Below are 17,829 nucleotides of genomic sequence, written 5' to 3'. Positions count from 1 at the left end.
TTAGCATCTACACTTATATCGTTTACTAATTAACGGAGCATAAAATGTCTATTCCCTCTACTTTACTTGGATTAGCTGGTGGTCAATTTAATGAGATTGATTGGTCAAATTGCGCTATCGTCATGATTGATTTTCAGAATGAATATGTTGACGGCGCGATGCCGTTAGGTGATGCCGGTAGTAAAGCTACTGCGAACGCGTGCCTGCTACTCGATAGAGCTAGAAGCGAAGCTATCCCGATATTTCATGTTACTCATCACGGGCAGGATAATGATAAAATTTTCAATCCATTATCATCAAAAGTAGATATTATTAATAGCCTGCAGCCCATTAATGACGAAAAAACCATTGTTAAAATGCACCCTAATGCATTTTATGATACCGAGCTGCAAGCGCTAATAAAATCGGCTGGTAAGCAACAAATTATTTTTGCAGGCTTTATGAGCCATATGTGCGTCAGCTCAAGCGTCAGAGCAGCCTTTGATTTGGGTTTTGAAAATTTCGTGTGTCATGATGCTTGTGCCACGCGCGATCTGCCTAGTGTTGCAGGACAAGTCATAATGGCTAGTACTGTGCATGATAGTGCGATGGCTGCACTTCAAGATAGATTTGCCGCTCTAGTAGCGACTGATAAGTTGACTAACAACTAATGACTGACGCTAAAATAATGCAAGAAATAGCTCCAGAAACATTACCTAACCCTTGCTAACTGCGTACTGTATGCCGATATGCTACACTACTATGCTTGCTTGATAGGCGTGCTATTTAAGATAAGTAGCAGTTAGAATACACTACCGATTCAAATGCGTTAGCAGTTAAAATTTGATATCTTTTTAAATTTGACACCTTACTGTATTCACGCTTTTAAAAAAATGCATTCATCTAATAAGGATAACAATATATGAATATTAAATTAACGCAAAGTTTACCGAAAACCCATACACAAAAAATTCTTAAAAAAGAAGCTAAAAGCAAAGATGCCGCTTGCCTCGTCGTCTTAATTGATGATAAGAAAAATATCTTAGCTGAGTCGGTATTAAGTGATTATCAAACCCGTATTGAGCAATTGATTGAAGTATCGCACTTTAATGGCAAAGCTTGTGAGACGGTTGCTGACTATGCGCTGGCTGGCGATAAAAAAACCACCAAAGAAAATCCAGTACAGCTGCTATTGGTCGGTGTGGGTAATGTTGATAAATTACGTCATAGCGTTCTAGAAAAAATTGCCAATACCATTTATAAGAGCACGCAAAAGCGTGTTGACTCTATCACTGTTGCGCTGGGCGATAGCTTAGAAGAAAACCATTTTAGTCAATTCGCGCTGAGCCTACTGGCAGCAAGCTATCGTTTTGACAAGTACAAATCTGAGCAGCAAACGCCTGTTTTAACGGACATCTACTTATTGGCAGAGCCATCTTTAGAGGATTCGTTAAACTTTGCACAGGCGGTCTTTACTGGTCAAAGCTTAACCCGTGATGTCGCCAATGAGCCGGGGAATATCTGTTTCCCAGCGTATATGGCTGAGCAAGCACAGGAATTGGCAGCCACTTATCCTGACCTCTTAAAAGTCACCGTATTAGGTGAAGACGAGATGTCAGCATTAGGTATGAACTGCTTCTTATCGGTCGCGCAAGGCTCGACCAAAGAGGGCAAGCTGGTGTTAATGGAATATCGTGGCAAGTCTAATTTTAGTGTCAATGCTGATGGCGATACTAGCAAAGCCACTACCAACAGCGCAAAAGTAGCGGGTGGTTTAAAAGCATTGGCTGATAAGTTACCAACCAAAGCTGCTAGCAAAAAAGCCGCTAAAAACGCGAAACAAGATAGTAATGATGATGTGCAAGTTGCAAATGACGACTCGCCTATCGTATTGGTTGGTAAAGGCGTCACCTTCGATTCAGGTGGTATCTCAATCAAACCGGGTGCGGCGATGGATGAGATGAAATTTGATATGGGCGGTTCTGCTGCGGTACTCGGTACCCTAAAAGCATTATGTGAAGCGCGTCTACCTATCAACGTCGTCGGTGCGCTAGCTTGTGCTGAAAATATGCCATCAGGAGAGGCGACGCGTCCTGGCGATATCATCATAGCAATGAACGGTAAGTCAGTTGAGATATTAAATACCGATGCTGAAGGTCGTTTAGTACTGTGCGATACCTTGTGCTATGTACAGAAGTATTATCAGCCAAAAGCCATCATCGATGTCGCAACCTTGACTGGTGCTTGTGTGGTTGCGCTAGGTCACGTCCGCTCAGCAGTTTTTAGTAATGACGAAGATGTATTGTTCGACTTAGAAAACGCGAGTCATTTATCAGGTGATCTTATCTGGCACATGCCGATGGATGACGAGTATCAAGCGCAGATTGACTCGCCTATCGCTGATATTCAAAATATTGGTGGTAAAGGTGCTGGTGCTGTTACTGCCGCATGTTTCTTATCGCGCTTTATAGAAGAAGGCCAAGCATGGGCGCATTTAGACATCGCTGGTACGGCATGGATTTCAGGTCAAGACAAAGCTGCGACTGGTCGTCCTGTACCGTTATTTATGCAATATCTGAGAAATAGTGCAAACATGGCATAACTTATTAATGAAAACCAATTAATGAAAATCAGTTTATGAACGTTAGCTTCTATGTATTAACTGAGAATAAAGCCCAAGATTTCTTGGGCTTTATTTGTCAGCTGACCCAAACCGCGCTTAATAAAAGCAATCAATCATTGTTAATTTTTATCGACGATGATGAATTGCTATCGACGCTTGATAAGGCGCTATGGGAACAAGAGGCTACTAGCTTTATCCCCCATCAACGCCTTTTGAATGCTGATACTGATATCAATCATAAAGCGTTAGCGCCTGTACTTCTTAGCAATTATATGCCTGCTAACTTTAAAGGTATGGTTCTTAATACCACTATACATCCAGTAAGCACTTTTATGACAGCTACTATCAATGCGAAACCTACTCGCGTCCTTGAGCTGATAAAACCTGATGCAGCTAGTGTGCAAGAAGGTCGTCATAAATATAAAAGCTACCAACAACTCGGCTATGAGCTGACTCACTTTAAAGTTTAATTCTTCAAACCGCTTTATTTGTTACGGTAAAATCATTATTTTTGTCACATATAACGCCTTTTCTTTAGCTCTATCAGCCCAGTCAGATGCGGGTTAAAGGTAGGCGCTTATCCCAAAAAATGCTACCATCCTCCGATTATTTTTCTGTTTTCGCTATAAATATCTTATTTATTGACAAGGTTGAGGGTGTATAGATGCGTTCATTAATTGCGATGTATCAGCGTATAGGACTGGTACCGCTTATTATTATCGGTTTAGTATTAGGGGTATTAATAGGTTGGTTGGCACCAAATGTTGGTATTGCATTAGGATTATTGGGTACTTTATTTGTGGGGGCACTAAAAGCCGTCGCGCCGATACTGGTATTCGTTTTGGTCATGGCAGCCATTAGCCAACATCGTAGTGGCAACGAGGTCTATGTTAAACCCGTGCTAATCATGTATATGTTTGGCACTTTTTTAGCAGCGCTGACTGCTGTAGGGGCAAGCTTCTTATTTCCAACCGAGCTGGTTTTAGTCAATGCGGTCATTGAGCAAGTACCGCCAGCAAATTTAAAAGAAGTGTTGACCAACTTGCTGATGAATTTGGTCGCCAACCCCGTTCAGGCTATCGCTGAAGCCAACTATATTGGTATTTTGGCATGGGCAATTATCATTGGTTTTGCTTTACGTCAGGCGAGTGATACTGCTCGTACCGTGGTCGGGGATTTTTCTGATGCCATCTCACAAGTGGTAAAATGGGTTATTGCCTTAGCGCCTTTTGGTATTTTGGGTTTGGTTGCCAATACGGTTGCTGAGACAGGCTTTGAAGCTTTAGCTGGCTATGCACGCATCTTAATGGTATTGGTCGGTTGTATGCTATTTATCGCGCTAGTCGTCAATCCGCTCATTATCTTAGTTAAGACAGGAAAAAATCCTTATCCGCTCGTGTTTATCTGCTTACGTGAATCTGGTATCACTGCATTCTTTACACGCTCATCAGCGGCAAACATCCCTGTCAATATGAACCTTGCGCGTAAATTGGGTCTACATGAAGACACCTATTCAGTTACCATTCCACTGGGTGCTACCATCAATATGGCGGGCGCTGCAATCACCATTAACGTTTTAACGCTTGCTGCTGCTCATACGCTCGGTATCGAAGTGACGTTTGCCTCAGCACTGCTATTAAGCTTGGTCGCGACGATTAGTGCCTGCGGCGCATCTGGTGTTGCTGGTGGTTCATTGCTACTGATTCCATTAGCGGCAAGCCTATTTAGTATTCCAAATGACATTGCGATGCAAGTGGTCGCAATTGGCTTCATCATCGGCGTCATACAAGATTCTGCAGAAACCGCTCTGAACTCATCAACAGACGTCTTATTTACTGCTGCTGCTGATCCAAAATATGCTCGTTAATTTGCTATAAAATCGTATGCTTAAATACTAAAGAGCCCAATCAATGATTGGGCTCTTTTTTATGATCGGCTTTTACTGTTCATTTAACTATTTTAATTGATCAATCGTGACTTCAATAACAGGTGCTTGCATATTCAATTGGCGTTTTAGTTGGCGCAGTTGCTCGATTTCATCTAGCAGCTCAAGTATCAGACCAATTGCTGGCACGCTGGCTTCAAAGTCGCGACTTAGGCGGGACGCACGGCGCACAGTCGTCAGCTGATAGCCAGTAAACTGCTCGCGCTCTGGTACATCATATTCGATAATGTTCTCTTCAATCAGCTCGATCACCCACTGGCGCTCTTGACCACAGGCAGATATCAGCTCATCTAAGCTCATGATAATGTCATTAAATTCAGGCGAGTGTTTCATAGCGATTATCCTCGTTTTTCTTTATTTTATCGTTATCGTCTACATCTCTATTAGGGTATTAAACAGCTTTTATAAATCTATTTGTTTATCGCTCAATAGTTGTGTCAGTGAAGGCTTGTTTTAGTGCTTCATAAGCGTTGGTCGCCGCTTCACTATTGATATCCGGATTGACAATATTTAGGGTTAAGTATAAATCGCCTGCTTCTTTAGCAGGAATACCTTTGCCTTTTAGACGTAAATTACTACCTGACTTGCTGTTTTTAGGGATACTTACACCCAGCGTGCCCGCTGGCGTACTAACATGAATTTTTTCACCCAGTGCTGCCTCCCATGGGGCGATGTTTACAGTTTGGTAAATATCTGCGCCTTCGATACGGATATTTGAAGCATGACTGATTTTAACCTTTAAAAATAAATCACCATTTTTACCATTACCGCTGCCAGCCGCTCCTTGTCCAGCCAATCGAATTTGCTTGCCATCCGTAATGCCTTTAGGAATTTTAATTTTAAGGGTCTTATTATCGTAGCCCACACTGCCATTTGGCTGACGCACCGGAACATTTAACTTAATACTATAGTCATCACCGTTATATACCGAAGCCAAATCAACCGTAATCTCGGCATGTTGATCTTGACCTTTGCTATCTTGGTTGCCAAAGCCACCATACTGTGACTGACCACTATTTTGTCCGCGTGCGCCGCGTCCAAATGCCGAAAAAATATCATCGAAGCGGAAACCTCCATCGCCGTAAGCCTCACCTTCCCCAAACTGATCTTTGATATCTTCCCAACGGAAGCCGCCCTGACCAGCACCTGCTTGCCCGCCAAAACCGCCACCTTGACCAGCAAAAGGATTGTTTAGCATCGCATCATATTCAGCACGCTTGTCCTTATCTCTGATGGTTTCATAAGCATTATTAATCTCAGCAATCTTATTATCGGCATCTGGCGCATCGCTGACATCTGGATGATATTGACGGACGAGCTTACGATATCTTTTTTTAATATCGGCGTCTGAGGCGTCTTTGTTGACCCCTAAAATGTCATAGTAGTTTTTTTCTGCCATGTTATGTTCCTCAAAATAAGATCTATTAATAATAATGAAATGCCAATTGTAAACGCTAGTAATCGAAATTAGGTTGGCGATATAACAGATTGTGACCCTAGTCTACTTACAATGATAGCGCTAAAAAAACCAAATACCATTATAGAAATATTACCAATATAGGGGATTCAACTTAAAAGCGATACCGTGCACTTGCTATACATTATTATCGTCTCTGCTAGGCGGATAGTAGTATGCAAGGGATCTTTTTCTCTGAAACATACTATTTAATACGAAAAATTTTTACTTTTAACTGATTTTATAATGAGAGAATCGACCAATAAATTGTTTATATTGACAGCAATCTAAATATAGCAAAATAGGTATATATATCATAACTTACTGTTAAAACAGCGTTTTTGACCTAAAGAGTTTTTTTACAGAGCTGTAAGAATGTGAAAAGTTATTTCTTGTATGATGTTTTATATTATTTGTACTCATAGGGAGTATGCATAACATAGGCAAGAATATCTGTCTATTTCTTCAATAGCAAAAAGGTTTTAAATGTCTTATTTAATCAAGTCTTTAGTCATCACTTTATCAATACTATTGAGCGCCACTGCTTTCGCCGGCAATACCAGCTACTACGGTAGCAAGTTCCACGGTAAGCGTACGGCAAGTGGTAGTATCTTCAATATGAACTCCCTGACAGCCGCACATAGAACGCTGCCGTTTGGTACGAAGGTACAAGTGACCAACAAAAAGACAAAGCAGAGTGTGATTGTGAAAATTACAGATAGAGGGCCTTTTATACGAGGTCGCATCCTTGATTTATCTAAAGCTGCTGCTGGTCAAATAAACTGTCAGCTTTGTACTACTACGATGGAAATCCTATCTTATGGTGATGGTCGATATCGTAGAGAGTAAGGCAATAAAGTAAAAAAAGGGAAGGCGTAAGCCTTCCCTTTTTTAATGACTGAGTTTTATCGCTTGGTTTCGATTAAAAACTAATTGATAAAAACCTCACGGTATTAGCCGATATTGGCTTCCATTTCTTCCAAGGTTGTCATTGCCAGTAGCAACTTTTCTTCATTTTGACTATGTTGTTGCTGTAGCGCGGTTTGCTCATTCAGCAATACCATCAAATCAGCCTTACTACTTTCTTCATAAAGATCCGTATTCGCCAGCTTTTCTTCTAACACCAGCAGCTTTCCATCAATTGTTGCCAAGGTCTTTTCTGTATTTTCAATATCACGGCGAATAGGCGCGGTTAATTTGCGTTGTTCAGCGGCCAGCTTGCGCTGCGCATCTTTACCCACTTGCTTGCTTGCTTGGCTACCTACTGAATTAGCATCTGTTTCACGTGAAACAAACTTCTTACTCTCTTTTTTACTTTTCTTCTTACTGGTATTTTTGTCTTGCGAATTTTCTTGTTTACGTTTTTCAGCAAGCCATTTACCATAGTCACTGATGTCACCATCGAACTCATCGATTTGACCATCATGTACCAAAAATAGCTCATCACAGACATTGGCAATCAACTCGCGATCATGCGAGACTAGTACTACTGCCCCTTCAAACCCTTGCAAAGCAATCGTCAAGGCTTGACGCATTTGTAGGTCTAAATGGTTGGTTGGCTCATCGAGTACCAGCACGTTCGGACGTTGCCAAACAATTAAAGCCAATGTTAAGCGCGCACGCTCACCACCAGAAAATAGCTCGCTTATGGTATCGATACGGTCGCCACGGAAATCAAAGCTACCCAAAAACGAGCGTAACATCGCATCAGACGTTTTGCCTGCCAGACGACGCAACATCTCTATCGGCGTTGCCTTGGGATCAAGGATGTCCATTTGATGCTGGTTAAAGTAGCCAAGCTTTAGCGTATCAGAAACGTTATAGCTGCCCTTTAATACGCCAAGCTCACCGACCAAGGCTTTAATCAAGGTCGATTTACCAGCGCCATTCATTCCAAGCAGCCCAATACGAGTATCAGGAGTGACTTGTACGTTTGCATTATAAAGTAGGGGGATGTCGCTATAGCCAATATCCGCATCAGTCAGCTCAATCAGCGGCGAGCTCATATTAGCAGGCTCATAAAAGCGGAACGAAAACGGGTTATCTGCCATCATCGGCGACAGCTCAGCCATGCGCTCAAGCTGCTTGATACGGCTCTGCGCTTGCTTTGCTTTACTGGCTTTAGCACGGAAACGACGAATAAAGTCATCCAAATGTGCTTTGGTCGCTTCTTGCTTCTCAAAAGCTTGTTGCTGCTGCGCCATACGCTCATGACGGGTTCGAATAAACTGCTGATAGTTACCGGTATAAAGGGTGATTTTTTGCTGCTCAACGTGCAAGATATGACCAACGGTGTTATCTAAGAACGTTTGATCATGCGAAATCACGATGACCAAACCAGTAAAGGCATTAATCCACGTCTCAAGCCACAAGATAGCATCCAAATCCAAATGGTTGGTTGGCTCATCTAGTAGCATTAAATCTGCGCGGCTCATCAAGGTCTTAGCAAGGTTTAAGCGCATACGCCAACCACCCGAAAAACCTTCTACTGGCAGTTCGTGCTGGTTGGTATTAAAACCAAGACCCGCCATAATTTGCGCGGCTTTGGTTGGCGTACGATAGCCATCAATCTCATCAAACTGCTGATGCAGCACACCAATCTGCTCATCACTGACACTGCTCAAATCATTTAACGTAGCATTAATCTCGTACCACTGCTCATCACCGCTTAGCACATAATCAATCGCCGTCTGTGTGGTCGCGCCAACTTCCTGCGCCATGTGCGCTACGTGCCAGCTATCAGGGATACTCACTTCACCCCTATCAAGGGTCACTTCGGTATCGCCGGTACCCATTCGTGTCAATAACAAGGCAAATAAGGTCGATTTTCCGGTCCCGTTATTGCCCGTTAAGCCAACTTTGTGGCCCGGATGTAGCTGGAAGCTTGCCCCTGCAAACAACTCACGACCATCACGGCGAACACCAACGTCTTTAAATTCGATCATATAATTTCTTCATCTCAGCGGTAATATAAAACATAAGGCAATAGGAAAAACACTTATCTGGCGTGTTTACTGGCGGCTATTATTTCAAACGCATAACCGATAGGCAAACAATTAAATAAGTATTTTAAATTCAAACCTTTATACTGCTACTAATTCCCTTGTATTAACAAACAACAAAGGGCATATATAAGTACGTTATAATAGCAAACGCTACTGTTACCCTTGACAAATTAATCATTAGCCCAACTATGTTATACTAGCAAAACACTATTGACATCAGGCAGTTAAGTGCTGATATTCTCAATTAAAGCCTAGTTACTATGCTGTCTATATCGCAGTGGTTGTCAAAAAATAGCGATACCTTGCATAAAGAATAGTGCAGTTGCCGGTAGGTCATGAATAGCAGCTATGAAAAGCTACTGGCAAGTCATCTTAGCCTGTATCAATAGACGACCTCGCATACGTGAAAATAATAACATCTGATTTTAGCAATTGAGGTAGATATGAACCAACCAGCCAACCAATTTAATCCAAGTTCAAGCCAACCTGTCGATCCAACGGTTCTGAACCTGACTGACAGTGCGGCGCAAAAAGTCCGTCGCCTGCGTGAAGAAGAAGGTGATAGCAACTTGATGCTACGCGTCTATGTGACGGGCGGCGGCTGTTCGGGCTTTTCTTATGGCTTTAACTTCGCCAATGAGCTCAATGAAGATGATGCCAACTTCGATAATAACGATGTGACCTTGGTCGTTGACTCATTAAGCTATCAATACCTGCAAGGCTCTACCGTTGATTATACCGAAGGTTTGGAAGGCGCACGCTTTATCGTAACCAACCCTAATGCGACGACCACTTGTGGCTGCGGCTCGTCATTCTCGATCTAAATACTCGCTTTGGTATATTTTAATATTCAATGACTATATAAAGAATTGTTTTGCTATGGCACTTATCCGATTGGTAGGTGCTTTTTATTTCAGATATTTTTCCTGTAAAAATTTGGGTGCATTGGCTATTGATAAAAATAGAATTGCCCTCCATAAAAGCTTTCAAGAAAATAAGCACAAACGATCAATTAAAGTCACAACTTTCTTAGGGCTTTACTGCTATTTTATGGCTAGATTTTCTGCCAAACAGTGTGGAATTCACCTTCAGTAAAACTGACCGTATTTGTAATCGTGCGTGGTTTTTAGCCTGTCTTTGGGCTAAACTGAAGTCACTATTCTCTATTTTCCGATTAGCCATTGATGGTTTTTTAATCAATAATAACCAATAACAACAGATGATCCTTATGAGTAATTTTGCGAGTAGCTTTGTCGATTTTGATATTCCAAACTGGTTTGCCAGCGAGCATTTAGCAGGCATGTTACGTGGTATCGAAAAAGAAGGATTGCGTGTTACGCCTGATGGTTATTTGGCCCAAACGCCGCACCCTGCCAAACTCGGCTCCAAGCTGACTCATCCTTTTATTACGACGGATTACTCTGAAAGCTTACTTGAGCTGATTACCGACCCCAAGTCATCACCAAAAGAGACGCTAAACATGCTGCGTCAGCTGCATCTATTGGTCTATAAAGGTATGCCTGAAGATGAGCTGATGTGGCCGCTGTCTATGCCTTGTATGCTATCATCAAATGATGAAGATATTCCGCTCGCGGACTATGGTAGCTCTAACACGGGTAAATTGAAAACTTTGTACCGTAGTGGACTTGGTGTTCGTTATGGTCGCCGGATGCAGACCATTGCAGGTTTACATTATAATTTATCATTTGGTGACGATTTATTCACTGCATGGCAAACACAAACGCCTACTGCACAATCTCTGACATTAACAGAGTTTAAAAACGATAAATATCTGGGTCTGATTCGTAACTTTAAGCGCCTGACCAGTTTGGTTCTGTATTTATTGGGTGCAAGTCCGAGTGTTTGCCCGTGCTTTGTTTCAGGGATTGAGCACGACCTTGAGATGTTCAATAATTCAACCTATTATAAACCAACTGCTACCAGCCTGCGTATGGGTAAACTTGGTTACACCAATAGTGTGCAAGAGCACCTTGATATCCGCTACAACAATTTGCCTGAATATGTCAAAGGTCTGCGCCGTGCGATTCAAACCCCGCACGAAAGCTTTGAGAAACTCGGCTTAGATGATGAGAATGGCAATCCTATTCAAATCAACAATCATATTTTACAAATAGAAAATGAATACTACAGCCCTATTCGTCCTAAACAAATAGCCATGAGTGGCGAAAGCCCAACTGAAGCACTTGAGCGTCGTGGTATCGCTTATGTTGAGTTTCGTGCGATTGATTTGGACCCTTATAGCGATATCGGTATCCGCTTATCTAGTGCCTGCTTTTTAGAAGTGATGGCGCTTTATTGCTTGCTTAGTGATTCCCCTGAATTAATGCCTGAGGAAGAAGATGCGCTCGCTATCAATCTTGAGCGCGTCGTTAATGAAGGTCGCCGTGACAATTTACAAATCCTTAATAATGGTGCCGAGCAATCATTAGAGAGCTGGATGCTAATGCATTTGAACCGTATGCAGCCGTTAGCGGCACTACTAGATGCCCACTATGGCGGCAATGATTATCGGGCGGCTGTTGCCTTGATGCAAGGCAAAGCTGGTCACTCTGAGTCAACTATTTCAGCGCAAGTGAACTCTGATAGCAAGCGCTTGGGCAGTTTATGGCAGTTGGGCTTTACTTTAGCGCAGCAGCATCGCGACTCGTTATTGCAGCAGACGCTCAGTCCAAATACCCAAGCAAAATATGAAGTGCTCGCCGAAAAATCTATCTTACAACAAGCGGAGATAGAAGCAGCTGAAACAGAAGATTTCATGGATTTCTTGCAGCAGTATCGTTAATCTTTCATATCTTTCTGTCCTTTATTAACAAGCACTTTATAAGAGTATCTGCCCCATGCTACAGCTAACCACTTACCGCAATCTGCAAGTGTTTTTAGTCATAATGACCGCGATAGGCATGAGCTTTGCACTATTTTTCTTACAGCGTTATATGGGGTTTTCACCTTGTCCGCTTTGTATTTTTCAGCGGATTGGTCTGATGATCATGGGCGGGTTTGCTTTAATCGCCGCTTTGTTTCATCCAAAATCGATGGTTATCAGACTACTACTTTGGCTTGGTAGTTTAGCGGGTATCGGCTGGGCGGCGATAGTCGCAGGACGTCATGTCTGGCTACAGCATTTACCAGCAGATCAAGTCCCGTCATGTGGTCCGGGTTTGGATTATTGGCTTGATACCTTGCCTATGCAACAGGTATTAAAAGAAGTATTTGCGGGCTCTGGTGAATGCGCCTCTATTGACTGGACGTTTCTGGGCTTAAGCATCCCTGAACAATCCTTGATTTTATTTAGTATTCTCATACTGACCCATTTGCTAATCTTGTGGCGTATCGTACGTCCTGCTACTCCTAAGCCTCTCGCTCGATAAATAACGCACGGCGCGCTATTCATAGTTTCTCCATTTTTATCACATAATTTAACGAAATCAAGCTCGCAACGCGGGCTTATTGTCGTTACTCTAGTCGTTTTCGTTCTATGTGGTTTTTACGCTGATTTTAGAGTCAAAATGACATCAGTTGTAATTAGCAATATTGTTTAAAAATCTGCTCTGTGGTAATACTATGATAAATTTTTCGCCTGTATTTTCTGCTTCCTCGCTTAACAACCGCTGTCTACGCCTATTATTAGCCGTACCGGTCTGTATCGCCCTGGTGAGTTGTGACAGTGCCTCTTCTTCTACAAATAAAAATACCCAAGGTGCGCCGATTAACAGCGACCAAAGTAACGTTTCGAATAATGATGAGCCTGCCTTAGAAGACAATAGTGCTAAAGCATCAGCTAATGAAGACAGTGATCAAGAAGGACAGGCACTTATTGCAACAGCAAACTCGAATGATAATTCAGCACGTTCACCGATGATTTCAGCAGCAAATAGCGACAGTATGTTGCAAGCGACCTTGATGGGCGATTATGGTGGCGTTGTCCCTTGCCCATCTTGTGGCAGTATCGACCTCACGCTAAACTTATTCGCTGACGGTTCAGTATTGAAAACCAGTGTTTTTAATCAGGCTAAAACGCCGCAACCGCCTTTGATAGAATCCGGTGTCTATCGTCAAGACAATGATGTAATTACTATCGTTTATGAGAAAAAAAATATCGAAACCTATCAAATTCAAGACAATCACTTGATCATGATGGATGAGTATAAAAATCCTGATGAAAACTATGCTTTAGCACGTCAATAAATGCGTGAATGGCAACGCCATATAGCATCTTTGAGATGACACTAAATCCGACTACTTTATAATTTTGATAACGCCTATTTACTAGGCGTTTTTTATTGGTCAATGAACCATGATTACTTTACAATGAGCGCTTGCCTGCTGTGCTACGGTCGTTGGCTCAACATAAAAGAGTACTGGCTTAAATAGTAATTTGCTAAGATAAATATTAGCTCAGCCAAAATATAGCAATCTCTTTTATTGGCTTACGTTAGATTTTCATTCCTCTTATTCAAGCTCGTACGGAACGTCTATGCATATTCATATTCTTGGTATTTGTGGTACTTTTATGGGCTCACTGGCATTGCTAGCGCGTGAGCTTGGACATACGGTCACGGGCTCAGATGCCAACGTTTATCCGCCGATGTCTACCCAACTGGAAAACGCGGGCGTGACCATTGAGCAAGGCTATCTTATAGAGCATCTGCAACCAGCACCAGATCTAGTCGTGGTTGGTAATGCCATGAAGCGCGGTATGGATGTCATCGAATATATGCTAGACACAGGTCTACGCTATACCTCTGGACCCCAATTTTTATCTGAGCAAGTGTTGCAATCTCGCCATGTCATCGCAGTGGCAGGTACTCATGGTAAGACCACGACGACTACCATACTCGCTTGGATACTGCATTATGCCGGTATCGACACGGGGTTTTTAATCGGTGGTGTGCCACTGGTTGATACTGCTGATGCACACTTGCAGCACGTCTTTGCACACAGCAGTTATTTGGGTGCTGACAAAATTGATAATGACGATTCGGCAAATACTGGCTATTTCGTTATCGAAGCAGATGAATACGATTCTGCATTTTTTGATAAGCGTTCAAAGTTCGTACATTATCGTCCGCGTACGGCTATTTTAAATAACCTTGAATTTGATCATGCGGATATTTTTGCGGATCTTGATGCTATTCAGACCCAATTTCATCATATGGTGCGCATGATTCCAAGCACTGGCAAAATCATTATGCCCACAGCGACTGCCAGCTTAGAGGAAACGTTAGCGAAAGGTGTTTGGACACCCGTTTGGCGGACAGCAGTATTGGACTCAGCGGCACATAATACCTATGCAACAGATAATACCTATGCAAAAAATAATACCCACGCAAAAGATAGTAGCGATTGGCAAGCTGAACTTATCAGCGCAGATGGTGGTCAATTTGCGGTTAGTTTTGCGGCTGATATTGCTGATAAAGAAGCCACGGGAGTCGTCGATTGGTCGATGAGCGGCATTCACAATGTGAATAACGCCTTGGTTGCTGTCGCAGCGGCTTATAACATCGGCGTCAGTGTCAAAACTGCTTGCGCGGCGTTATCAGCATTTGCGGGTATTAAACGTCGGATGGAGCTTATAGGTAATGTAAATGATATCTTGGTCTTTGATGATTTTGCTCATCATCCAACGGCAATTACCACTACTTTGGATGGTGCTAAGAAAAAGCTAGCTGATAGACGACTGTGGGCAATTATTGAACCACGTAGTAATACCATGAAAATGGGCATTCATCAAGACAGCTTGGCTGAGTCTGCTGCTCTCGCCGATCATACCTTATGGTATGAGCCTACCGGACTTGAGTGGGGTCTAAAAGAAGTCATTAATAATGCCACTATCGCAAATCCAGATATTGGCAGCCAACAGGTACTCTCTAGCGTAGAAGATATCATTACTCATATTTGCACATATGCCAAGGCTGGTGATGCGATTGTGATTATGTCTAATGGCGGCTTTGAAGGTATTCATCAGCGTTTAGTAACCGCTTTAGCTAATAGTTAGTCTGGCTCTATAACCCTGTAGAATAACAGGCGTAGCTCATTAATAATGAGCTACGCCTGTTTATTTCTTTTTATACCTATAAAAAAATATTTTTACTTTTATAGAGAGATATAGTCATTTCATTAGCGACTTTACTACCTTTGTAACACCCCGTTTACCTATTTCCCCTGCTAAATAGCAAATATCGCTTTTTCCTCACAGAGCCCATACATAGGTAACATTTTTTGCTTATTTCTCGATCTCGATAATGTTTACAATGGATTCAACAAAATAAGTAAACCATTATAAATGATAGACACTTTAGGAGAATTGATATGAGCTTTATTTGGATGATTATTGTTGGTCTGGTTGCAGGTTTATTGGCACGTGCGATTAAGCCAGGTAGCGATCCTATGGGTTGGATTATGACCATTGTATTGGGTATCGTTGGTGCGATGCTTGGTGGTTTTGTTGCTGGCCTAATTGGTATCAATGCTGATGGCGGGTTCACTGGTCTAATCTTCTCAGTAATTGGTGCGATTATATTACTGTTCATCTATGAGATGATTATGAGTAAACGTCGCGTATAATTGGACACAGCTAAATAGCTAATATATTTCAATAACGAATACATAAAATAAAGGTCTTGTGCAATCAAGGCCTTTTTTATTGTTTCAAATTCCTCTATCAATACATTATTACTATATTTTTCTTATATTTATCAGTCAGGATATCTCTCTTTAGCTATTGATAAGCATTACTTTTGTCCCCATTTATCTTATAATATCAAACCTATTTTTTATCTTTATCATTGAGGTGAGCCTTATGGCGTTACTCCCTATTTTAAGCTATCCCGACCCGCGTCTGCGTACGATTGCAACGCCTGTCAAGGAAGTCACTGCTGAAATCAAAACCTTAATCACCGATATGATTGAGACCATGTACGATGCGCAAGGTATCGGTCTGGCTGCAAGCCAAGTGGATCACCATATCCAGCTTATCGTGATAGATTTATCAGAAGATAAAGACAGCCCAAGAGTGTTTATCAATCCAACAGTGACGCCATTGGTTGAAGAAAAGCAGCCGTATGAAGAAGGTTGTCTGTCCGTGCCAGACGTCTATGACAAGGTTGAGCGTCCAAACAAAGTGCGTATCGAAGCACTAGATGAGAATGGTGATAAGATTGATGAAGAAGTAGAAGGCTTACTTGCCGTTTGCATCCAACACGAAATGGATCATCTGAATGGGGTGATTTTCGTCGATTATTTGTCGCGTTTGAAACAGACACGTGCGCGTGATAAGGTGCGTAAAGTCCTTAAAATACGTGAAAAACAAGGTGAGCAAGTGGCGGAAAAAGAGCCACAGCCAGCAAACTATTAATCTATTTCTTTGATAAGCTGATTGTTACATACGTTTATCGTCAAGTGGTTTTGTCATGGCTTATGCTACGTTTTAAACGCTGTCTGTTTTAGATACTGCACATAGCGCAGCGATAAGGCGACGATTGAACGCTTAGATTTTAGCGTAAAGAGTTTGGCTTTTATTATTAGTTCTGGTTAGCATCACTCCTTGTTAGCTTCATTCCTTGTTCTCATTAAATACTGTTTTTATTAAAGGTCTTACTATGATTAAAATCGACCAATATTTTGACCCTGCCGGCTGGCAGAAATTTACTAAAGCGGCTGAAGGTCGTGAAACACCATTTTTGGTGGTTGATCTTAATCGCATTAAAATAAAATATCATGAAATGGTTGGTTTTTTTCCTCATGCTAAAATCCATTATGCGATGAAAGCAAGCCCTGCTGTTGAAGTCATCAATCTGCTTGCTGAGCTTGGTTCAAACTTTGACTGTGCATCGATTTATGAGCTTGATCGCGTGCTTGACTGCGGCGTTGAGCCCTCACGTATCTCTTATGGTAATACCATCAAAAAGCCTGAACATGTCAAATACGCCTTTGAAAAAGGGGTTGATTTGTATGCAACCGACTCAGAAGCAGATTTAAAAAATATCGCAAAACATGCACCTGGCTCAAAAATATTTGTACGTATCTTGGTACAAGGTTCAGATACCGCTGAATGGCCATTGTCACGCAAATTTGGTTGTCACCCCAATATGGCGATTGAACTATTGATTCAAGCGCAAGAATTGGGCTTGGTACCTTATGGCATCTCATTCCATGTGGGCAGTCAGCAAAAAGACGTTGCCGCTTGGGATGATGCTTTAGCCAAAGTTAAATATATGTTTGATTGGATGAAGAACGAAGAAGGCATTAAGCTTCAAATGATTAATTTGGGTGGCGGCTTTCCGGCAAACTATCTGAGCGAAGTCAATCCTATCAAAGTCTATGCTGAAGAGATTCAAAGCTACTTAAGCGATGACTATAGTGCTGAAGATATGCCAGAGATTATTTTAGAGCCCGGTCGCTCATTGGTTGGCGGTTCAGGCGTACTGGTTAGTGACGTGGTATTGATTTCTCGTAAATCGCATACTGATCTGACACGTTGGGTCTATACCGATGTGGGTTTATTTCAAGGTTTAATTGAAACCTTAGGTGAAGCCATCAAGTACCCTGTTTATACACCTAAAATGGAAACCTCAACCAGCGCGGGTACGGTGGTATTAGCAGGTCCTACTTGTGACTCAACTGATATTATGTATGAAGAGGCAGGTTATCAGCTACCAGAAGAGCTAGAGATTGGTGACAAGATATTTTGGTTAACTACGGGTGCTTATACCAACTCGTACTCATCTATTGAGTTCAATGGTTTTCCACCGTTAGAAGTGGTCTATGTTGACTAATTTGTGATAAATAATCGTTACTATAA

16 protein-coding genes are annotated in these 17,829 nt (G+C 42.0%); 13 read left to right on the top strand and 3 right to left on the bottom strand.

The features are described from left to right. Nucleotides 1–44 precede the first annotated feature (44 nt). The 4 genes from H0262_RS00700 to sstT all read left to right on the top strand — a co-directional run bounded on the left by H0262_RS00700 (nucleotide 45) and on the right by sstT (nucleotide 4,469). Complete coding sequence (locus H0262_RS00700; RefSeq protein WP_181209332.1) at nucleotides 45–650, top strand: cysteine hydrolase family protein; 606 nt, start codon at nucleotides 45–47, stop codon at nucleotides 648–650. 251 nt (nucleotides 651–901) lie between these two features. After that, nucleotides 902–2,581 (top strand): leucyl aminopeptidase, encoded by a 1,680-nt coding sequence (locus H0262_RS00695; RefSeq protein ID WP_181209331.1) that lies wholly within the window; start codon nucleotides 902–904, stop codon nucleotides 2,579–2,581. 35 nt (nucleotides 2,582–2,616) lie between these two features. Further along, nucleotides 2,617–3,072: a DNA polymerase III subunit chi gene (locus H0262_RS00690; RefSeq protein WP_181209330.1), complete on the top strand. Its 456-nt coding sequence runs from the start codon at nucleotides 2,617–2,619 to the stop codon at nucleotides 3,070–3,072. Between the two features lie 194 nt (nucleotides 3,073–3,266). Continuing rightward, nucleotides 3,267–4,469: a serine/threonine transporter SstT gene (sstT, locus tag H0262_RS00685; RefSeq protein ID WP_011512424.1), complete on the top strand. Its 1,203-nt coding sequence runs from the start codon at nucleotides 3,267–3,269 to the stop codon at nucleotides 4,467–4,469. Nucleotides 4,470–4,556: 87 nt separating this feature from the next. Here the strand turns inward: sstT and H0262_RS00680 are convergent, their stop codons facing one another. Both H0262_RS00680 and H0262_RS00675 read right to left on the bottom strand, forming a co-directional pair. Beyond that, nucleotides 4,557–4,880 carry a chaperone modulator CbpM gene (locus tag H0262_RS00680; RefSeq protein WP_020442445.1) on the bottom strand — a complete coding sequence of 108 codons (324 nt, stop codon included), beginning with the start codon at nucleotides 4,878–4,880 and terminating at the stop codon, nucleotides 4,557–4,559. 85 nt (nucleotides 4,881–4,965) lie between these two features. Continuing rightward, nucleotides 4,966–5,946, bottom strand: coding sequence for a DnaJ C-terminal domain-containing protein (locus H0262_RS00675; RefSeq protein WP_181209329.1), 981 nt, complete (start codon nucleotides 5,944–5,946; stop codon nucleotides 4,966–4,968). Nucleotides 5,947–6,489: 543 nt separating this feature from the next. On the opposite strand from H0262_RS00675, the gene H0262_RS00670 reads away from it, so the two are divergent. Beyond that, the gene (locus H0262_RS00670; RefSeq protein ID WP_011512421.1) at nucleotides 6,490–6,852 is read left to right on the top strand and encodes a septal ring lytic transglycosylase RlpA family protein; all 363 of its coding nucleotides are present in this window, start codon (nucleotides 6,490–6,492) and stop codon (nucleotides 6,850–6,852) included. Between the two features lie 104 nt (nucleotides 6,853–6,956). Here H0262_RS00670 and H0262_RS00665 read toward each other — a convergent pair whose 3' ends face one another. After that, nucleotides 6,957–8,948 (bottom strand): ATP-binding cassette domain-containing protein, encoded by a 1,992-nt coding sequence (locus tag H0262_RS00665; RefSeq protein ID WP_181209328.1) that lies wholly within the window; start codon nucleotides 8,946–8,948, stop codon nucleotides 6,957–6,959. Between the two features lie 503 nt (nucleotides 8,949–9,451). Here H0262_RS00665 and erpA point away from each other — a divergent pair. The 8 genes from erpA (at nucleotide 9,452) to H0262_RS00625 (ending at nucleotide 17,803) form a co-directional block, all read left to right on the top strand. After that, on the top strand, nucleotides 9,452–9,832 hold the full coding sequence (gene erpA / locus H0262_RS00660; protein ID WP_011279349.1) for an iron-sulfur cluster insertion protein ErpA: 381 nt from the start codon (nucleotides 9,452–9,454) through the stop codon (nucleotides 9,830–9,832). Nucleotides 9,833–10,227: 395 nt separating this feature from the next. Beyond that, nucleotides 10,228–11,811 (top strand): glutamate--cysteine ligase, encoded by a 1,584-nt coding sequence (gshA, locus tag H0262_RS00655; RefSeq protein ID WP_409033810.1) that lies wholly within the window; start codon nucleotides 10,228–10,230, stop codon nucleotides 11,809–11,811. Nucleotides 11,812–11,866: 55 nt separating this feature from the next. After that, nucleotides 11,867–12,397 (top strand): disulfide bond formation protein B, encoded by a 531-nt coding sequence (locus H0262_RS00650; protein ID WP_011512418.1) that lies wholly within the window; start codon nucleotides 11,867–11,869, stop codon nucleotides 12,395–12,397. Between the two features lie 193 nt (nucleotides 12,398–12,590). Further along, a complete protein-coding gene (locus H0262_RS00645) occupies nucleotides 12,591–13,214 on the top strand; it encodes a copper resistance protein NlpE N-terminal domain-containing protein (protein ID WP_181209327.1) in 624 nt (207 codons plus the stop codon). Nucleotides 13,215–13,503: 289 nt separating this feature from the next. Continuing rightward, nucleotides 13,504–15,024, top strand: a complete 1,521-nt coding sequence (mpl, locus tag H0262_RS00640) for a UDP-N-acetylmuramate:L-alanyl-gamma-D-glutamyl-meso-diaminopimelate ligase (protein ID WP_181209326.1) — start codon at nucleotides 13,504–13,506, stop codon at nucleotides 15,022–15,024. A 314-nt stretch (nucleotides 15,025–15,338) separates the two neighbouring features. Then, complete coding sequence (locus H0262_RS00635; protein ID WP_011512415.1) at nucleotides 15,339–15,593, top strand: GlsB/YeaQ/YmgE family stress response membrane protein; 255 nt, start codon at nucleotides 15,339–15,341, stop codon at nucleotides 15,591–15,593. 235 nt (nucleotides 15,594–15,828) lie between these two features. Continuing rightward, entirely contained in the window at nucleotides 15,829–16,383 is a 555-nt protein-coding gene (def, locus tag H0262_RS00630; RefSeq protein WP_181209325.1) for a peptide deformylase, read from the top strand. A gap of 244 nt (nucleotides 16,384–16,627) precedes the next feature. Continuing rightward, nucleotides 16,628–17,803: a type III PLP-dependent enzyme gene (locus H0262_RS00625; protein WP_011512413.1), complete on the top strand. Its 1,176-nt coding sequence runs from the start codon at nucleotides 16,628–16,630 to the stop codon at nucleotides 17,801–17,803. The last annotated feature ends 26 nt before the right edge of the window (nucleotides 17,804–17,829 follow it).

The organism is Psychrobacter sp. D2, from assembly GCF_013608135.1.
In the GTDB taxonomy this organism is placed as follows: Bacteria; Pseudomonadota; Gammaproteobacteria; order Pseudomonadales; family Moraxellaceae; genus Psychrobacter; species Psychrobacter cryohalolentis.
The sequence above is the reverse complement of the archived record's forward strand: the minus strand, read 5'-3'. Positions and strand labels throughout refer to the sequence as shown.

Excerpts from the sequence above, each read along its gene's own strand:
- mpl (WP_181209326.1), top strand. The coding sequence starts at position 13,504 with ATGCATATTCATATTCTTGGTATTTGTGGTACTTTTATGGGCTCACTG.
- H0262_RS00690 (WP_181209330.1), top strand. The coding sequence starts at position 2,617 with ATGAACGTTAGCTTCTATGTATTAACTGAGAATAAAGCCCAAGATTTC.
- H0262_RS00650 (WP_011512418.1), top strand. The coding sequence starts at position 11,867 with ATGCTACAGCTAACCACTTACCGCAATCTGCAAGTGTTTTTAGTCATA.
- H0262_RS00695 (WP_181209331.1), top strand. The coding sequence starts at position 902 with ATGAATATTAAATTAACGCAAAGTTTACCGAAAACCCATACACAAAAA.
- H0262_RS00625 (WP_011512413.1), top strand. The coding sequence starts at position 16,628 with ATGATTAAAATCGACCAATATTTTGACCCTGCCGGCTGGCAGAAATTT.
- H0262_RS00665 (WP_181209328.1), bottom strand. The coding sequence starts at position 8,948 with ATGATCGAATTTAAAGACGTTGGTGTTCGCCGTGATGGTCGTGAGTTG.
- H0262_RS00670 (WP_011512421.1), top strand. The coding sequence starts at position 6,490 with ATGTCTTATTTAATCAAGTCTTTAGTCATCACTTTATCAATACTATTG.
- gshA (WP_409033810.1), top strand. The coding sequence starts at position 10,228 with ATGATCCTTATGAGTAATTTTGCGAGTAGCTTTGTCGATTTTGATATT.
- H0262_RS00680 (WP_020442445.1), bottom strand. The coding sequence starts at position 4,880 with ATGAAACACTCGCCTGAATTTAATGACATTATCATGAGCTTAGATGAG.
- H0262_RS00675 (WP_181209329.1), bottom strand. The coding sequence starts at position 5,946 with ATGGCAGAAAAAAACTACTATGACATTTTAGGGGTCAACAAAGACGCC.
- erpA (WP_011279349.1), top strand. The coding sequence starts at position 9,452 with ATGAACCAACCAGCCAACCAATTTAATCCAAGTTCAAGCCAACCTGTC.
- H0262_RS00645 (WP_181209327.1), top strand. The coding sequence starts at position 12,591 with ATGATAAATTTTTCGCCTGTATTTTCTGCTTCCTCGCTTAACAACCGC.
- H0262_RS00635 (WP_011512415.1), top strand. The coding sequence starts at position 15,339 with ATGAGCTTTATTTGGATGATTATTGTTGGTCTGGTTGCAGGTTTATTG.
- H0262_RS00700 (WP_181209332.1), top strand. The coding sequence starts at position 45 with ATGTCTATTCCCTCTACTTTACTTGGATTAGCTGGTGGTCAATTTAAT.
- sstT (WP_011512424.1), top strand. The coding sequence starts at position 3,267 with ATGCGTTCATTAATTGCGATGTATCAGCGTATAGGACTGGTACCGCTT.
- def (WP_181209325.1), top strand. The coding sequence starts at position 15,829 with ATGGCGTTACTCCCTATTTTAAGCTATCCCGACCCGCGTCTGCGTACG.